This window comes from Saccharothrix australiensis (assembly GCF_003634935.1).
Taxonomy (GTDB): Bacteria; Actinomycetota; Actinomycetes; order Mycobacteriales; family Pseudonocardiaceae; genus Actinosynnema; species Actinosynnema australiense.
The window spans coordinates 5,009,727-5,026,969 of record NZ_RBXO01000001.1 but is presented as its reverse complement, the minus strand read 5'-3'; the positions used below and the strand labels follow the sequence as shown (position 1 = coordinate 5,026,969).

The following is a 17,243-nucleotide window of genomic DNA, read 5'->3' as shown; positions in this document are numbered from 1 at the left end:
AGCGCAGAGAGGCTTGACATGGCGCAGGAGCACGTTCCGGTCCTCATCGTCGGCGGTGGCACGGTCGGGTTGGCGACCGGGGTCGCCCTGGCCCGGCAGGGTGTGCAGGCCCTGGTGGTCGAGCGCCGCGACGAACCGTCGATCCACCCGCGGGCCACCGGCGTGCAGCCGCCCGCCAGGGAGTTCTTCCGGGCGATGGGCCTGGAGGAGGCGATGCGCGAAGCGAGCCGCGCCCTCGCCCCGAGCATGAGCAAGATCAACGTGTCGCCCTCGCTGGTGAGCGCGGACCTGGCCGAGGTGCCCCGGTTCCCGACGCCGCCCGAGGCCGTGCTGGAGACCACGCGGCGGATCAGCCCCACCGACATCGGCCCGTGCTCGCAGGACCAGATCGACCGGATGCTCGTGGCCGCGTCGGCCGAGCGCGGGGTCGAGGTCCGCTTCAACGCGGAGTTCGAGTCGCTGGAACAGGACGCCGACGGCGTCACCGCCGTCGTGCGCGACACCGCCACCGGCGAGCGCCGCACCATCCGCGCGCGGTACCTGGTGGGCACCGACGGCGCATCCAGCAAGGTGCGCGAGGCCGTCGGGTTCACCATGAGCGGGCTGCCCAAGCTGGGCGACCCGATGATCAACATGCTGTTCGAGGCCGACCTGGAAGACGTGGTGCGCGGCAACGAGTTCGCGTTCTGCGAGGTACGCGGCGACGGCTTCGAGGGGCTGCTGCTCACCATCGACAACCGGAAGCGCTGGGTCTTCCACGTCACCATCGACGACTCGAAGGAGTCGTTGGCCGACTACCCGGTCGAGCGCTGCCAGGAGCTGATCCGCAAGGCCGTCGGCATACCCGACCTGGAGGTGCGCATCCTGCGCCGGCTCCAGTGGCAGATGTCCTCGCTGGTGGCGGACAACCTGCGCAAGGGCCGGGTGCTCATCGGCGGCGACGCGGCGCACACCATCCCGCCGGTGTCCGCCTTCGGCATGAGCACCGGCATCTCGGACGCCTACAACCTCGCCTGGAAGCTCGGCATGGTGCTGAACGGGCAGGCGGGCGAGGGACTGCTCGACACCTACGAGCAGGAGCGGTTGCCCATCGCCCGGTTCACCTGCGAGCAGGCGAAGCTGCGGTTCCGCTACATGGAGCTGCACTGGGACAACAGCCCCGAGGCCGAGAAGGAGAAGGCGCAGCTCAAGATCGCCGCGCCGCTGGTGACCGGGTTCGGCTTCCAGTACACCGACGGCGCGATCGTCGGCGCGCGGGCCGAGTTGCCGTCGATCGAGGACGTCGAGGCCAACCTGGACGGCTCGCCGGGCAGCCGGGTACCGCACGCCTGGGTGGAGCGCAAGGGCGAGCGCGTGTCCACCCTGGACCTCGCGGGCAGCGGCTTCGCCGTGCTGGCCGGGGCGGAGGGGCAGGGCTGGGTGGCGGCGGCCGAGGCCGTCGCCGAGGCGACGGGGCTGCCGCTCACCGCCCACCGGATCGGGCCGGGCGCCGAGGTGGACGACCCCGACGGGACGTTCGCCGCGCTGGCCGGCATCACGCCGACGGGGGCGCTGCTGGTGCGGCCGGACAACTTCGTCGCGTGGCGCAGCCCGTCCGGGCACGCCGACCACCGGGCCCTGCTCACGGAGCTGGTCACCACCCTGCTGCGGCGCGGCTGAGCGGGGAGCGGCGATGTTCACCGAGAAGGAGCTGAAGTTCCTGGCGAGCCAGCGGCTGTGCCGGCTGGCCACCGCGGACGCCCTGGGACGGCTGCACGTCATCCCCGTCGCGTTCGAGATCAACGACGAGCTGGGCACGGTCGACATCACCGGCTACCCCGACGTGATGCGCCGCAGCAAGAAGTGGCGGGACGTCGAGGCGACCGGCGAGGCCGCGCTGGTCGTCGACGACCTCGCCTCGGTCGACCCGTGGAGCCCGCGCGGCATCGAGGTCCGCGGGTCCGCGGTGACCGCCGACGCCGACACCGACGCGCCGAAGATCCGCGTCACGCCGCGCCGCATCATCGGCTGGGGCATCGACGGCGACCGGTACGACCCGCCGAACGCCAGGAACCTGTGACACGCACCCGAGCTTGGGAGGAGGGCCGCGATGGTCCTGGTGGAGGACGCGCCGGGGAGCGACACCCCGGCCGCGGCGGCACGGCTGTTCGAACTGATCACCGGTCACCACGGGTCGAGCGCGGTGCACGTCGCCGCGCGGCTGGGCCTCGGCGACCTGCTGGCGGGCGGCCCGCGCGGCGTCGGCGACCTGGCGCGCGAGACCGGCGCCGACCGGACGGCGCTGCTGCGCCTGGCGCGGCTGCTGGTCAGCTCCGGTGTGCTGACCGAGCCCGAGCCGGAGGTGTTCGCGCTGACCCCGGTCGGCGAGCACCTGGCGCGGGACCGGCCGGACTCGCTGCACGCCGTGGCGATGACCATGGCCAGCCCCGGCCACCAGGAGCGCTGGGGCAGCCTCGGCGACGCCGTCCGCACCGGCCGCTCCGTGGTGGAGCACAAGGGTTCCGAGGTGTTCCACGAGCCGCCGCCGGAGGTCATCGCCCTGCTGCACGAGTCGCTGGCGTTCTTCTCGCGCTACACCGTCGGCGCGATCACCGCGGCGTACGACTTCGGCGGCGTCGGCACGGTCGTGGACGTCGGCGGCGGGCAGGGCGCGCTGCTGGCGGCGATCCTCGACGCCAACCCCGACGTGCGCGGCACCCTGCTGGAGCAGGCGTTCATCATGGACATCGCGCGGGCCTCGCTCGCCGAGGCCGGGGTGGCCGACCGCTGCGAGACCGTCATCGGCGACTTCTTCCGGTCGGTGCCCGCCGGAGCCGACCTCTACCTGCTCAAGAGCGTCCTGCACGACTGGAACGACGAGCGGGCGGTGGACCTGCTGGTCAAGGTCCGCGAGGCCATGAAGCCCGGCGCGAGGCTGCTGGTCGTCGAAACCGTCCTCGGCGAGACGGCGCGGCCGGCGGTCGCCGACCGCATCGCCGCGCGCAGCGACGTGATGATGCTGCTCAGCAGCATCGGGGGACGCGAGCGGACCGAGGCCGAGTACCGCGACCTGCTGGCGCGGGCCGGGTTGCGCGCGACCCGGTTCATCCCGATCCGGCCGGCCTGGACCGGTGTCGTCTCGACCAGCCTCGTCGAGGCGGTCACCGCGGAGAGCGAGGGGTAGCCGATGAGAACCGCAACCCGGCCGACAGGAGGCCGTCGTGGTGCATGAGCGTCGCGTCGCGATAACCGGCATCGGCGTCGTGGCACCCGGCGGCGTCGGCACGAAGGCGTTCTGGGAGCGGATCACCTCGGGGACGCCGGCGACCAGGCTGATCACCGCGTTCGACCCGACGCCGTTCCGCTCCAGGGTGGCGGCCGAGTGCGACTTCGACCCGGCGGGCGAGGGCCTGACCCCGCGTGAGGTCCGACGCCTGGACCGGGTCGCCCAGTTCGCGGTGGTGGCGGCGCGGGAGGCGCTCGCCGACAGCGGCCTGGAACCGGACCGCGCGCACGCGGACCGGGTCGGGGTGAGCATCGGCAGCGCCGTGGGCTGCACCCAGCGGCTAGAGGAGGAGTACGTGACCCTCAGCGACGCCGGACGGGACTGGCTGGTCGACCACACCTACGGCGTGCCGCACCTCTACGACTACATGGTGCCCAGCTCGATGGCCGCCGAGCTGGCCTGGCTCGCCGGCGCCGAGGGACCCGCGACGGTGCTCTCGGCGGGCTGCACGTCCGGGATCGACGCGATCGGCTACGCGTGCGAGCTGATCCGCGAGGGCAGCGTGGACGTGATGGTCGCCGGCGGGTCCGACGCGCCGATCTCGCCGATCACGGTGGCGTGCTTCGACGCGATCCGGGCCACCTCGCGGCTCAACGACGACCCGGCGCGCGCGTCGCGGCCGTTCGACCGCACCCGCAACGGGTTCGTCCTCGGCGAGGGCGCCGCCGTCCTGGTGCTGGAGGAGCTCCGGGGTGCGCTCCGCCGCGGCGCGCACGTCTACGGCGAGGTCGCGGGGTTCGCCAACCGCAGCAACGCGTACCACATGACCGGGTTGCGCCCGGACGGCCTGGAGCTGGCCGCGGCGGTCACCGGCGCGCTCGACGAGGCCCGGCTCGACCCGACCGCGGTCGACTACGTCAACGCACACGGCACCGCGACCAAGCAGAACGACCGCCACGAGACCAGCGCGCTCAAGCGCAGCCTGGGCGAGCACGCCCACCACGTGCCGGTCAGCTCGATCAAGTCGATGATCGGCCACTCGCTGGGCGCCATCGGCGCGATCGAGGTCGCCGCGTGCGCGCTCGCCGTCGAGCACGGCGTGGTGCCGCCGACGGCCAACCTGACCGAGCCCGACCCCGAGCTGGACCTGGACTACGTGCCGCTCACCGCCCGTGAGCGGCGCGTCGACGTCGCCCTCACCGTGGGCAGCGGGTTCGGGGGTTTCCAGAGCGCGATGGTGCTCACCAGGGCCGAGGGAGCGGTGGCGTGACCGCGGCCGTGCGCGCCGCCGAGGTCGCGGTGACCGGGATCGGCGTGGTGGCGCCCACCGGGGTCGGTCTGGCGGCGCACTGGGCCGCCACGCTGGCCGGCCGCCGCGCCATCGGGCGGATCACCCGGTTCGACCCCACGCCGTACCCCAGCACGCTGGCGGGGGAGGTCGCGGGGTTCGACCCTGGTGCGGACGTGCCGGGCCGGCTCCTGCCGCAGACCGACCGGATGACCCAGTTCGCGCTCGCGGCCTCGGTGTGGGCGCTGGCCGACGCGGAGCTGGACACCGCGGAGCTGGACCCCTTCTCGCTGGGCGTCATCACGGCCAGCGCGTCCGGCGGCTTCGAGTACGGCCAGCGGGAGCTGGAGAAGCTGTGGAGCAAGGGCCCGACGCACGTGAGCGCCTACATGTCGTTCGCGTGGTTCTACGCCGTCAACTCGGGGCAGCTCTCCATCCGCCACGGCCTGCGCGGGCCCACCGGGGTGTTCGTCACCGAGCAGGCGGGTGGCCTGGACGCCGTGGCGCAGGCGCGGCGCAAGGTGCGCAAGGGCCTCGTGGCGGCGCTGACCGGCGGGATGGACGCGTCGCTGTGCCCCTACGGCCTGGCCGCGCAGCTGGCGACCGGCCGGGTGAGCCGCGCGGACGACCCGGCGCGGGCGTACCTGCCGTTCACGGCGGAGGCGGCCGGGCACGTGCCGGGGGAGGGCGGGGCGATCCTCCTCGTGGAGGACGCCGAACGCGCGCGGGCGCGCGGCGCGCGGGTCTACGGGACCGTGGCCGGGTACGGCGCGACCTTCGACCCGCCGCCGGGGTCGGGGCGTCCGCCGACGCTGGTCCGGGCCGTCGAGCGCGCGCTGGCCGACGCCGGGCTGTCGGCGGCGGACATCGCGGTGGTCTTCGCCGACGCGGCGGGCACCCCGGAGCTGGACCGCGCGGAGGCGGAGGCGATCGGCTCGCTGTTCGGGCCCCGCGGTGTCCCGGTGACCGCGCCGAAGGCGCTGACCGGCCGGCTCTACTCCGGCGCCGCGTCGCTGGACGTGGCCACCGCGCTGATGGCGCTGCGGGAAGGGGTGATCCCGCCGACGGCGGTGCCCGGCGCCGAGCCCGGTCTCGCCCTCGACCTGGTCACCGGCCGGCCGCGACCGCTGCGCGGCGACGCCGCGCTCGTGCTGGCCCGCGGTCACGGCGGGTTCAACGCCGCGGTGGTGCTCCGCGGCCCGATGGACGGGAGGGAAGGACGATGAAGGACTTCACGATGGCCGACCTGCTGCGGATCATGCGCGAGTGCGCCGGCGAGGACGAGGCCGTCGACCTCGGCGGTGACGTCGGCGAGACCGACTTCGCCGACCTCGGTTACGACTCGCTGGCGATCCTGGAGACCGCCGCCGCCATCGGCCGCGAGTTCGGCGTGGCGCTGCCCGAGGAGGACATCGCGGGGGTGCGGCGGCCGGCGGAGTTCGTCGCGCTCGTCGCCGCCCGGCGGGCCGGAACGGCCTGAACCGAACCACACCGGACCCTGGAAAGGACAACCGTGCCCCAAGAACGAGTCTCCGTCCTGGTCGTCGGCGGCGGCAGCGTCGGACTGGCCGCCGCCCTCTTCCTGGCGCGGCAGGGCCTCCGGCCCGTCCTCCTGGAACGGCGATCCGGCACCTCCCCGTACCCGCGGGCGACCGGCCTCGCGCCGCGGACCCGTGAGCTGCTGCGCGAAGCCGGCCTCGACGAGGCGGTCGCCGCGGCGGGCAGCACGATGGCGCGCAGCGGCGGCAAGGTCGTCGTCGAGCAGCTCGCCGGCGCCGACCTGGGCGCGGCGCGTCGGATGGTCCCGGTGGCCGACGGCTCCGGCGCCGCGCTCGGGCGGGTGAGCCCGGTCCGCGGCGCCGACGGCATCTGCCCGCAGGACCTGCTGGAACCGCTGCTGCTCGACCGGGCCCGCGCCCTCGGCGCCGACATCCGCTTCGACACCGAGGCGACCGCCCTCGACGCCGGGCCCGACCGCGTGGTCGTCACCGCGACGGACACCCGGACCGGGCGGGTGTCGACGCTCGCGGCCGACTACGTGGTCGCCGCCGACGGCGCGGCGAGCCCGATCCGGACCCGGCTCGGGCTCGGGTTCGACGGGCCCGGACCGCTCGGCGGCACCATGATCAGCGTGCTGTTCCGCGCCGACCTCTCCGACCTGGTGCGCGGGCACGAGTTCGTGGTGTGCGAGGTGCACCACCCGGAGGCCACCGGGCTGCTGCTGGCCATCAACAACACCGACCGCTGGGTCTTCTACATCTCCTGCCCGCCGGACAGCGGCCTCACCCCCGAGGACTTCCCGCCGGAGAAGTGCGCCGAGCAGGTGCGCAAGGCGATCGGCCTGCCGGGGCTCGACCCCGAGATCCTCGCGGTCATGCCGTGGCAGCCCGCCGCCGCCGTGGCCGGGGCCATGCGCGCCGGGCGGGTGTTCCTGGCCGGCGACGCCGCGCACGTCATGCCGCCGAGCGGGGCGTACGGCCTCAACACCGGCATCGCCGACGCGCACAACCTGGCCTGGAAACTGGGGCTGGTGCTGGGCGGCCGGGCCGGGCAGGCGCTGCTGGACACCTACGAGGCCGAGCGGCTGCCGGTGGCCAGGTTCACGGTGGAGCAGGCGATGCTGGTGCAGCGCAACCCGCGGCTGCACTGGGACCTCAAGTCCTCGCTGGCCGAGCGCGAGCGCATCGGCATGGCCGACCCGTTCGTGGTGTCCCTGGGCTACCAATACGACTCGACGGCCGTGGTGGGCCCGCGCGGCGGCCTGCCGTCGCCGGCCGACGCCGCCGCCGACCTCGACGGCCACCCCGGCAGCCGGGTTCCCCACCTGTGGGTCGAGCGGTCCGGGCGCAGGGTGTCCACGGTCGACCTGGCGGGTGGGTTCGTGGTGCTGGCCGGGCCGGCCGGCGGCGCGTGGTCGGTCGCGGCCGGTGAGGTGTCCGACGAGCTGGGCGTGCCGGTGACCGCGTACCGGGTCGCCGCGGACGGCGACCTGGTCGACCCCGAGGAGCGGTGGGCCGCGCTGGCCGGGATCAAGCCGGACGGGGCGCTGCTCGTGCGCCCGGACGGGTTCGTCGGCTGGCGCGCGGTGGCGGGCGTCGACGCCCCTGGCACCGCGCTCGGCGGGGCGCTGCGCGCGATCCTGGCCCGCTGAGACCGACGACCGACGACCGACGACCGACGACCGGCGGACTGCGGACGGCGGACGGCGGACGGGCCGGTGGCCCCGGTCGCGGGTGGGCCCCCCACCACCCGCGACCGGGGCCACCGGCCCGCTGTCGGCGGCCCGCTGTCAGCGCCGTGCCGGCCCTCGGCCGACGGCCTCCCGGATCACCTCCACCGCGTCCGGCAGCGCCGCCACGGCTTCGAGGTACCGCGCCCGCGACTTCGCCAGCCGCTCGGCCGCGCCGGACGGGTCGTCCGGGCCGGCCACGAGGTCGTGCAGGGCGCGGACCGTGCCCGTCTCGTCGAGCAGCTCGGTCGTGATCAGCGCGTTGGTGTAGTCGTTCGCGGTGAACACGGCGTCGAGCGCGCGGAAGGAACCCTTGGGCCACATGCGGAAGCGGTCGATCGGTCCCGTGGCGGCCAGCCAGTCGCGCACGAACGGGGTCAGGTCGACCTCGGCCGCCACGGCGGCGAGTTCGGCCCCGTCCCGCACCGGGAACCGGTTCTGCATGATCAGCACCGGCTTGTCCATCAGCACCGCGCGGGCGCCGGTGACGCTCGGCGGGCTCAGCAGCACCACCGCGTCGGACGCGCCCAGGTACTCGGTGTAGCGGTCGATCGCGCACGGCGGCCGGACGTGCAGGCGGCCCGCGGGCAGCCGGTCGAACGCCGGCGGGGCCTGGCCGATCACCAGGAAGTGCACGTGCTCCGGCAGCCGGCCGAGGTAGCGCACCACCAGGTCCGGCACGTGGTCGGTCAGGGTGGTCATCATGTCGCTCCACAGCCCGCGCCCACCGGGCGGGCGCTGCCAGGCCGACACCGGCAGCATCACCAGCCGGTCCCGCCCGCCCAGCCCGAGGTCCGCGCGGATCCGCGCCGACGTCGCCGGGTCGACCGACTCGGGCGCGACCACCCGGTACGGCAGCGCACGCGTGCTGCCGCCCCGGTCGAGGTGCAGCGGGGGAACCGGGCGCAGGTGCGCGGGGTAGGCCAGGATGCCCCGGTCCACGGGCAGCGGGGGAGCGCCGCACAGGTCGATCTCGAAGTCGGTGTCCTCCCACTCCATGAGGTCGACCGGCAGCACCGGCAGCCCGTAGTCGTCGATGAACACCGGGTCGAGCTGGAAGTGGAAGCGGACGTTGCGGATGAACACGTTGTAGTCGCACAGCACGATCGCGTCCGGGGCGACCGATGCCACCAGCTCGTCCACGAACGCGCGGGCGGACGGGCCCTTCGGGCAGTCCGCGTAGTCGACGACGGTGTGGTCGAACCCGAAGTGCTCGACCGCGCCGGACGTCACCGGCGGGTGCACGAAGTGGCTCTCCACGCCGGCGCGGCGCAGCTGCTCGGCGAGCGAGAGCCCGATGAACGTCTCGCCGGACGCCGCCGCCGACAGGCTGAAGAACAGCAGTTTCACGGTACCTCCCTGGGAAGTGGTTGCGCCTGGCGCGGGTTCGCGTGGCGGGCGGGGAACCCGGCGGGCCCCGGTGGCAGCCCGCGCGAGGCGGCCTCGGCCGGGCCGGGTGCGACGACGCCCTCCGCCGAGCACGGCGGCGGCTCGGTGGACAGCCACGGGGTGACCGGGTCCGGGTCGACCCCGGCGGTGGACGGGCGGCCGAGCGCCGCGACCGGCTCGCTGCCGCGCCGCACCTCCCGGAACCTCCCGCGCGCGTCGCCGAGCGGTTGCGGCGGGATGCGGTGGGCGTGCGGGATCCCCGTCCCGAGGACCCTCATCCCGCCCGCCCGGCGGCCCCGGTGCTCCCGCCGGTCACCGGTCCCCCTCGGGGGCGAGCGCCACCGGCAGCTCGTGCAGGCCGCGCATGATGTTCTCCCGCCACCGCACCGGCCCGGCGAGGCGCAGGTCGGGGAACCTGCGCACGAGCGCGTCGATCGCGACCCGCGCCTCCAGCCGGGCCAGCGGCGCGCCCAGGCAGTGGTGGATGCCGTGGGAGAACGCCAGGTGCGGGTTCGGTGAGCGCGTGATGTCGAGCCGGTCCGGTTCGGGGAACCGGCGGGGGTCGCGGTTGGCTCCGCAGAAGGAGATCAGCACGACCTCGCCCGCCCGGATGGTCAGGTCGCCGACGCCGACGTCCTCGCGCGCGATCTGCCCCGCGGCGCTGAAGGAGCTCTCGAACCGGAGGAACTCCTCGACGGCGGGTTCGATCAGCTCCGGCCGCGCCCGCAGCAGCGCCAGCTGGTCCGGGTGCGTGAGCAGGGCGTGCACGCCGTTACCGACGAGGTTGGTCGTCGTGGCGTAACCGGCGGCGATGAGCGCGATGCCCAGCTCCACCAGTTCCGGCTCGGACAGCCGGCTGTCGCCGTCGCGCGCGGCGATCAACGCGCTCATCAGGTCGTCGCCCGGCTCGGCCCGCTTGGCCGCGATCAGGCCGACGACGTACTCCTTCGTGCGCGCGTAGACCTCCTCGCGGTTCTCGGCGACCTCGCCGGCGAGGATCTTCTCGGTGCGCCGCCGGATGTCCACGCGGTCGGCGGCGGGCGCGCCGAGCAGCTCGGAGATCACCGCTATCGGCAGGGGGTAGGCGAACCGGTCGAGCAGGTCGACGACGCCGGTGGTCGGCAGCTCGTCGAGCATGTCGTCGACGAGCGCGCGCAACCACGGCTCCAGCGACTGGATCCGGCGGTGGGTGAACGCCTTGCCGACCAGCTTGCGGATGCGGGTGTGGTCGGGCGGGTCCGAGTCCACGGCCGCGACCGCGTTCTCCTCCGGGCCCCGGCGGCTGAACCGCGGGTCGGCGAGCAGCTCGCGCGCGAGGTCGTACCCGGTGACCAGCCACACCTCGCCCATGAACGCGGTCTGCACGCGCACCGCCGGACCCAGCTCGCGCAGCCGCGCCAGCCGGGGGTAGGGGTCGGCCGCGCACACCGGGCTCTCGGCGAGGGGTATCACGGATGTCATGGCGTCCCCTCACGACAGGTCGTCGCGGGTGACCCGGCGCTCCTGCACGGCGAACGACCCGCCGTCGGGCACCAGGACGTCCTCGCAGACCGTGCTGACGTGCACGCCCGCCTGCCCGCCCTTGGGCGTGGAGATCACCAGGGCGTAGCAGCGGGCCCGCACCCGCCCGCCGGGCAACTGCTCCACCGAGAGCATCCCGAGCCAGTGCCGGCGGACGATCCCCTCGCTCGCGAGCTGTCGCGCGGCGGCCAGGGCGCCCGCCTCGATCGCCGCGCGGCCGACGACCGGCTCCGGCCGGGCGTTCGCGGCGAACGAGCCGTCGGCGGTGAAGGTGGCCGCCCACTCGGCCACCGCGCCGTCGTCGAGCAACTGCATCTGGCGGGCGTAGAACTGCTGCACCCGGTGGTACAGCTCGGCGGTGCCGGGTTCGGTGGACACGGACGACGTCATGGGGGTTCCTCTCCTGGCCGATCGGCGGACGCGGTGCGGTCGGCTCGTCGGGGCCGTCCGCACGGCCCGGCCGAGCCTGTCCGCCACTGCTCGACCAGGGCTCGAACACCGGTGGAACACCGCGGGCCGTCCACCGCCGCTCCAGTGGGGTTCGAGCCGCCGTCGCGACGCTGCCGGGGAACCAGCGGAGAAGGACACCGGTCGGGAGAGGAGGGACCCGTGCCAGCAGCTCGCGGGGTCGCCGTGGTCACCGGGGCGACCCGGGGAATCGGGTTCGCGGTCACCGAGGAGCTCGCGCGCCTCGGCTACGCCGTCTACGTCTGCTCGCGCGGCGAGGACACCCTCGCCGCCACCGTGGAGCAACTGCGCGAACGCGGGTACGAAGCGGACGGTTCGCCGTGCGACGTCCGCTCGCCCGCGTCGGTGTCCTCCTTCGTGGCGTCCGCCGTCGCGCGCTACGGCCCGGTCGACGTGCTGGTGAACAACGCCGGCCGCAGCGGGGGAGGGGTGACCGCCGAGATACCCGACGAACTGTGGTTCGACGTCGTGGAGACCAACCTGCACAGCGTCTTCCACATGACCAAGGCGGTGCTCACCACGGGTGGGATGCGCGGCAGGCCGAGCGGGCGGATCATCAACATCGCGTCCACCGGTGGCAAGCAGGGCGTCGCGCTGGGCGCGCCGTACTCGGCGTCGAAGCACGGCGTCGTCGGCTTCACCAAGGCGCTCGGCCTCGAACTGGCCAAGACGGGCATCACCGTCAACGCCGTCTGCCCCGGCTACGTGGAGACCCCGATGGCACAGCGGGTCCGGCAGGGCTACGCCGCGCACTGGGGCATCTCCGAGGACGAGGTGCTCCAGCGGTTCGAGGCCAAGATCCCGCTCGGCCGCTACACCACGCCCGAGGAGGTCGCCGGACTGGTCTCCTACCTCGTCTCGCCGGCCGCGGCGCCGGTGACCGCCCAGGCCATCAACGTCTGCGGCGGACTCGGCAACTACTGATCGGAAGGGAGCGCGCCGTGGCCGAGCCCGCAGCGCACTACGACGAGCACCAGATCCTGGTGGCGGCACCCGCGCGTGCCGTCTACGACATCGCGGCCGACGTCACCCGGTGGCCCTGGACCTTCCCGCCGACCGTGCACGCCGAGCGGTTGGAGTCCGGCGGCGGGACGGAGCGCATCCGCCTGTGGGCCCTGGCCAACGGCGAGGTGAAGACCTGGACGTCCGCGAGGGTGCTGGACCCCGAGGGCCTGTGCGTGCGGTTCCGCCAGGAGGTGTCGCAGCCGCCGGTGGCGGAGATGGGCGGCGAGTGGGTCATGACCCCCCTCTCGGCGGAGAAGACCCTGGTCGCGCTCAAGCACGAGTTCCGGGCGCTGGACGACGACCCCGCCGGCGTGCGGTGGATACGCGAGGCGGTGGACCGCAACAGCCGGGCCGAGCTGGAGAAGCTCAAGACCGCGGCGGAAGCGCCCGACCGGGACGCGCTCACCCTCGCGTTCCGCGATTCGGTCTCCATCGCCGGGAACCTCGTCGACGTCTACGACTTCCTCGCCGACGCCGCGCGCTGGCCCGAGCGGCTGCCGCACGTGGCGCGGCTCGACCTGACCGAGGAGGTGGCCGGCATCCAGGTGATGGCCATGGACACCGTGGCCGCGGGCGGCGCGGTGCACACGACCGAGTCGGTGCGCGTGTGCTTCCCCCCGAACCGGATCGTCTACAAGCAGACCGCGGTGCCCGCGTTGATGGCCGCGCACACCGGCTCCTGGACGCTGTCCGGAGTGGACGGTGCGGTCACCGCGACCGCCGAGCACACCGTGGTCCTCGAACCGGCGGCCGTTCCCCGCGTGCTCGGCGCGTCGAGCACGGTCGCCGACGCGCGCGAACTCGTGGAGAAGTCCTTGCGCGCCAACAGCACGACCACGCTCAAGCACGCGCGGGCGTTCGCCGAGGAGCGACGCCGTGGCTGAGGCGCGCCCCGACTTCTTCCCGGACACGACGGTCGACGGGCTGCTCGGGGCCGCGGCCGCGAGCGGGCCCAAGCGGACCGGCGTCCGCGCGTCCTACGGCGACCTCACCTTCGCCGACCTCGACGACGCGGCGACGTCGTGCGCGGCGGCGTTGCGCGGGCTGCTCGGCGAGCAGCGGTGCGTGGTCGCGCTGGCCTCGCCGCTGCACCCGGACTTCGTCACGGGCTTCTACGGCACGATCCGCAGCGGCAACGTGGTCGCGCCGATCAACCCGCTGCTGCCCGAGCACGCGCTGGAGCACCTGCTGCTGACCTCGCGGGCCCGGCTCGCGTTCGTCACCACCGAGCTGTTCGCGCACCTGCGCCGCATCCGGCACCGGCTGCCGGACCTCGCGGAGGCCGTGCTGGTCGGTCCCGGCCCGCGCGAGGACGCCAACGACATCCGCACGATCGACGACCTGAGCGCGGCCTACGAGGTGCGCGGCAACCGGATGGCCCGGCCGGCGACCGACCCGTCCGACGTGGCCTGCCTCCAGTTCACCAGCGGCACCACCGGCGCGCCCCGCGGGGTGCTGCTCACCCACCGCAACCTCGTGGCCAACGCCGAGCAGGTGGTGCGGGCGCACCGGCTCGGCCCCGACTCGGTGGTGCTCAACCACCTGCCGAAGTACCACGTCATGCACCTCAACTCGGCCGTGCGCGCACAGGCCCTCCAGGTGCCCTGCGCCGCGGCGGACCAGGCCGAGGCGTTCGCCCTGGCCAACGACTCCCGAGCGACGCACCTCTACACGATCCCCATGCGGCTCAACCGGCTGGACACCGATCCCGCGCTGGGCGGGCTGCGCCTGGACACCGTCCGGATGATCGCCTCGGGCGGCACCGCGCTCGCCGCACCGGTGGCCGAACGGCTCTCCGCCCGGTTCGGCATCCCGGTGTTCCAGGGCTACGGCCTGGCCGAGACGTCGCCGCTGACGCACTCGGCGGGACCGGACGACCCGCGGCCGGGCACGGTCGGGCCGGTGGTGGCGGGCACCGAGTGCCGGATCGTCGACCTGGCCACCGGGCGTGCCCTGCCGCCGGGCAGGCGCGGGGAGGTGCACGTCCGCGGGCCCCAGGTGATGCGCGGCTACCTCGACCCCGCCGAACCCAGCGGCATCGACGCCGAGGGCTGGCTGGCCACCGGGGACGTCGGCTACGAGGACGACGACGGCGTGCTGCACCTGGTCGACCGGCTCAAGGACTTCTTCAAGACCGACAACTACCTTGTCTCACCGTCGGAGGTCGAAGCGGTGCTGGAGCGGCACCCGGCCGTCCTGGAGAGCGCGGTCGTCGGCTACCCGGACCCGCTGAGCGGACACGTGGTCACCGCGTTCGCCGCCGTCGCCGAGGACCGCCGCCGCGAGCCGGGTCTGGCCGCCGACATCACCGCCTTCGTCGCCGCGCGCGTGCCCTACTACCAGCGGGTGCGCCACCTGGAACTGGTCACGGCGCTGCCGCGCTCGCCCAACGGCAAGGTGCGGCGCCGCGACCTGCTCGCCGAGCTGATCACCCGCCGGGAACTGACCGGGAAGCAGACAACAGGAGGGAACCCAGCCATGACGGACGACACCCCGGACCTGAGCAACCTGATCGCCGTGGTCACCCGCTTCCGGACCTCGGGCGACCCGGAGGAGTTCGAGAAGTTCTTCCTGGAGCACGTCGAGTACATGCGCGCGCAGGAGGGCTTCGGCTCCCACCAGGCGGTGCGGCTGGTGGACAACCCTTCGGTGTACGTGAACTTCGGCTGGTGGCTGAGCCAGGAGGCGTTCCGGAAGGTCACGGCGAGCGAGGAGTTCCGCGCGCACCAGGCCACCATGCGGTCGATGTTGGAGGGCGCCGAGATCGACCTGTGCAAGAACCTGTTCCGCGTCAACGCCGGCGAGACCGCCGGCGAGCGCGGCGAGTTCGACACACCGCTGATGACCGTCATGACGTTCCGGGCGACGGCGTCGGCCGAGGAGTTCGAGACCGCGTTCGCCGCCTACGCCAAGGACATCCGCGGTCGCCACGGGTTCGGCTACGCCGACCTGAACCGCTCGCTGCAACGGCCGGGGACCTACCTGGGGATCGGTTACTGGTGGCGTCCGCAGGTGCTGGCGGAGGTCACCGCGAGCGAGCCCTACCGCGCGCTCGCCGAGCTGGCCGACATCACCGTCGAGGAGGTCACCCACGTGGCGTGGAACCGCGCGATCGGCGCGGACGGGGAGACGGCGGGGGCGACCGCGGGGAGCGGGCGGTGAGCGGCGGCGCGGAGCTGGGCCTGGCCGGGCGGGTGGCGCTGGTCACCGGCGGGACGCGGGGCCTCGGCCTGGCGATCGCCCGGAAGCTGTGCGGCGCCGGCTGCCACGTCTACGTCAACTACGCCCACTCCGACAGCGACGCCGAACGCGCGGTCGCGGAGCTGGCCGGGCTCAAGGGCACGGTGACGGCGCTGAAGTTCGACGTCGGCGACCCCGAGGCGCCGGGACGGCTGCTGCGGCTCGCCCGTGCCCGGCGCCGGCACCTGGACATCCTGGTGCACAACGCCGCCTCCTACCACCCGATGTCCGCGCTGCGGCCGGACATCGGGGAGCTGTGGGACGACGTGCGGGTCGCGGTCAGCCCGCTGGTGCAGGCCGCGAGCGGGCTGGCGGAGCTGCTGACGCGGGGCACCGGCCGGGTCGTCGCGGTGTCCAGCTCCGGCGCGCGGTCGGTGGTGCCCGGCTACGTCTCCCAGGGCATCGGCAAGGCGGCGCTGGAGAGCCTGGTGCGCTACCTCGCCGTCGAGCTGGCCCCGCGCGGCGTCACGGTCAACGCCGTGTCCACCGGCAAGGTCGACAAGGGGCCCGACACCCGCGACGACCGGACGGCGCGGCTGCTGGCCGAGCGGACCCCCGGCGGGCGGCTCACCGTGCCCGAGGACGTCGCGAACGCGGTCGCGCTGCTGTGCACCGACGAGGCCGCGTGGATCCAGGGGCAGGTGCTCACCGTCGACGGCGGGCTGGGTCTCCGTGCCTGACCCGGTGGAGACCGACTTCTGCGTGGTGGGCGGCGGCCCGGCCGGGCTGACCGCGGCCGTGCTGCTGGCCCGCTCCGGGGCGCGCGTCGCGGTCGTCGAGCGCAGCCCGACGATGGATCGCGCCTACCGGGGCGAGATCCTGCAACCCGGCGGGTTGGCACCGCTGGCCGAGTTGGGCCTGCTGGACCGGGTGCGGGCCCGCGGCGCGCACGAGCACTCGCGGTTCCGGTTCGTCGACCGCGGCCGCGTGCTGGTGGACATCGACTACCGGACGTTGCCGGAGCCGTTCAACCACCTGCTGAGCCTGCCGCAGCGGCACCTGCTCGCGGAGCTGGAGGCCGAGGCGCTCGCGCACGGCGCGGAGGTGCTGCCCGGTGCCCGCGCCGGCGAGCTGCTGCGCGACGGCGACCGCGTCACCGGCGTGGTGGTCACCGGGCCCGGATACCGTCGCGAGATCACCGCCCACTGCGTGGTCGCCGCGGACGGGCGGTACTCCAAGATGCGCTCGCTGGCCGGGATCGCGTACGAGCGCGTGGACGGCTTCGCCCACGACGTGCTGTGGTTCAAGGTGCCCGCGCGGGACGAGTCGGACGACGTCCGGATCTTCCGCGCCGAGGGCAACCCCGTGCTCGCCTACCGGTCCTACCCGGACAGCGTCCAGCTCGGCTGGACCCTGCCGCACGGCGGTTACCGGGCGATGGCCGCGCGCGGCCTGGACCACGTCCGCGCGGAGATCGCCCGTGCCGCGCCGGACTACGCCGACCTGGTGCACGAGCACGTCACGGCGCTGGGCGACCTGTCGCTGCTGGACGTGTTCACCGGCACGGCGCGGACCTGGGCGGTGGACGGCCTGCTGCTGCTGGGCGACGCCGCGCACAGCCACGGCCCGATCGGCGCGCAGGGCATCAACCTGGCCGTCCAGGACGCCGTGCTCGCGCACCCGGTGCTGATGCGGTCGCTGGCCGCGAAGGACGCCGGCGCCGCGTTCCTGGCCCGCTACACCGAGCCGCGCCGGGCCGACATCGCGCGGGTCGCGCGGCTCCAGGTCCGCCAGAGCCGGGCGATGCTCTCGCAGGGCCGGGTGGCCGCCGCGGTCCGCCCGCGCGCGGCGAAGGTGCTCGCCCGCACGCCGGTGTTCGCCCGCGTCCTGCGGCAGCTCGCCTACGGCCGGCCCGGCATCCGGGTCGCGGCCGAGCTGTTCACCTCCTGACCCGAGAG

Annotated in this window: 16 protein-coding genes; 12 read left to right on the top strand and 4 right to left on the bottom strand. The window is 74.4% G+C overall.

Annotated features, from left to right (window positions below; translation table 11 throughout):
- The first annotated feature begins 18 nt into the window (after positions 1 to 18).
- Genes C8E97_RS21390 through C8E97_RS21360 form a run of 7 tightly spaced genes read left to right on the top strand, consistent with a single transcriptional unit; the run spans position 19 to position 7,644 of the window.
- Positions 19 to 1,659 (top strand): FAD-dependent monooxygenase, encoded by a 1,641-nt coding sequence (locus C8E97_RS21390; RefSeq protein WP_170211941.1) that lies wholly within the window; start codon positions 19 to 21, stop codon positions 1,657 to 1,659.
- A 13-nt stretch (positions 1,660 to 1,672) separates the two neighbouring features.
- Positions 1,673 to 2,059 carry a PPOX class F420-dependent oxidoreductase gene (locus tag C8E97_RS21385; RefSeq protein ID WP_121007295.1) on the top strand — a complete coding sequence of 129 codons (387 nt, stop codon included), beginning with the start codon at positions 1,673 to 1,675 and terminating at the stop codon, positions 2,057 to 2,059.
- A 30-nt stretch (positions 2,060 to 2,089) separates the two neighbouring features.
- Entirely contained in the window at positions 2,090 to 3,163 is a 1,074-nt protein-coding gene (locus C8E97_RS21380) for a methyltransferase (RefSeq protein ID WP_121007294.1), read from the top strand.
- A gap of 40 nt (positions 3,164 to 3,203) precedes the next feature.
- Complete coding sequence (locus tag C8E97_RS21375) at positions 3,204 to 4,475, top strand: beta-ketoacyl-[acyl-carrier-protein] synthase family protein (RefSeq protein WP_121012064.1); 1,272 nt, start codon at positions 3,204 to 3,206, stop codon at positions 4,473 to 4,475.
- Positions 4,472 to 5,719, top strand: a complete 1,248-nt coding sequence (locus tag C8E97_RS21370; RefSeq protein ID WP_121007293.1) for a ketosynthase chain-length factor — start codon at positions 4,472 to 4,474, stop codon at positions 5,717 to 5,719. Before C8E97_RS21375 ends, C8E97_RS21370 begins: the two co-directional genes overlap by 4 nt.
- Positions 5,716 to 5,973, top strand: coding sequence for an acyl carrier protein (locus C8E97_RS21365; protein ID WP_121007292.1), 258 nt, complete (start codon positions 5,716 to 5,718; stop codon positions 5,971 to 5,973). Before C8E97_RS21370 ends, C8E97_RS21365 begins: the two co-directional genes overlap by 4 nt.
- 33 nt (positions 5,974 to 6,006) lie before the next feature.
- Positions 6,007 to 7,644, top strand: coding sequence for an FAD-dependent oxidoreductase (locus C8E97_RS21360; RefSeq protein ID WP_170211940.1), 1,638 nt, complete (start codon positions 6,007 to 6,009; stop codon positions 7,642 to 7,644).
- Positions 7,645 to 7,782: 138 nt separating this feature from the next.
- On the opposite strand, the gene C8E97_RS21355 is transcribed toward C8E97_RS21360, so the two are convergent.
- From C8E97_RS21355 to C8E97_RS21340, 4 genes are read right to left on the bottom strand one after another with little or no spacing between them, the layout of a single operon-like run.
- Positions 7,783 to 9,072, bottom strand: a complete 1,290-nt coding sequence (locus tag C8E97_RS21355; protein WP_121007290.1) for a DUF6365 family protein — start codon at positions 9,070 to 9,072, stop codon at positions 7,783 to 7,785.
- Positions 9,069 to 9,389 carry a hypothetical protein gene (locus tag C8E97_RS21350; RefSeq protein ID WP_121007289.1) on the bottom strand — a complete coding sequence of 107 codons (321 nt, stop codon included), beginning with the start codon at positions 9,387 to 9,389 and terminating at the stop codon, positions 9,069 to 9,071. The genes C8E97_RS21355 and C8E97_RS21350 overlap by 4 nt, the downstream gene beginning before the upstream one ends.
- A 34-nt stretch (positions 9,390 to 9,423) precedes the next feature.
- A complete protein-coding gene (locus tag C8E97_RS21345) occupies positions 9,424 to 10,572 on the bottom strand; it encodes a cytochrome P450 family protein (protein WP_121007288.1) in 1,149 nt (382 codons plus the stop codon).
- Positions 10,573 to 10,581: 9 nt separating this feature from the next.
- Positions 10,582 to 11,022: a nuclear transport factor 2 family protein gene (locus C8E97_RS21340; RefSeq protein WP_121007287.1), complete on the bottom strand. Its 441-nt coding sequence runs from the start codon at positions 11,020 to 11,022 to the stop codon at positions 10,582 to 10,584.
- A gap of 219 nt (positions 11,023 to 11,241) precedes the next feature.
- On the opposite strand from C8E97_RS21340, the gene C8E97_RS21335 reads away from it, so the two are divergent.
- The 5 genes from C8E97_RS21335 to C8E97_RS21315 are packed head-to-tail and all read left to right on the top strand — an operon-like array spanning position 11,242 to position 17,235.
- Positions 11,242 to 12,024 carry an SDR family NAD(P)-dependent oxidoreductase gene (locus C8E97_RS21335; RefSeq protein WP_121007286.1) on the top strand — a complete coding sequence of 261 codons (783 nt, stop codon included), beginning with the start codon at positions 11,242 to 11,244 and terminating at the stop codon, positions 12,022 to 12,024.
- Between the two features lie 17 nt (positions 12,025 to 12,041).
- The gene (locus C8E97_RS21330) at positions 12,042 to 12,989 is read left to right on the top strand and encodes an aromatase/cyclase (RefSeq protein ID WP_121007285.1); all 948 of its coding nucleotides are present in this window, start codon (positions 12,042 to 12,044) and stop codon (positions 12,987 to 12,989) included.
- The gene (locus C8E97_RS21325) at positions 12,982 to 15,267 is read left to right on the top strand and encodes an AMP-binding protein (RefSeq protein WP_121007284.1); all 2,286 of its coding nucleotides are present in this window, start codon (positions 12,982 to 12,984) and stop codon (positions 15,265 to 15,267) included. Before C8E97_RS21330 ends, C8E97_RS21325 begins: the two co-directional genes overlap by 8 nt.
- Positions 15,264 to 16,025, top strand: a complete 762-nt coding sequence (locus tag C8E97_RS21320) for an SDR family oxidoreductase (RefSeq protein WP_121012061.1) — start codon at positions 15,264 to 15,266, stop codon at positions 16,023 to 16,025. The genes C8E97_RS21325 and C8E97_RS21320 overlap by 4 nt, the downstream gene beginning before the upstream one ends.
- Entirely contained in the window at positions 16,018 to 17,235 is a 1,218-nt protein-coding gene (locus C8E97_RS21315) for an FAD-dependent monooxygenase (protein WP_121007283.1), read from the top strand. The genes C8E97_RS21320 and C8E97_RS21315 overlap by 8 nt, the downstream gene beginning before the upstream one ends.
- Positions 17,236 to 17,243: the final 8 nt, after the last annotated feature.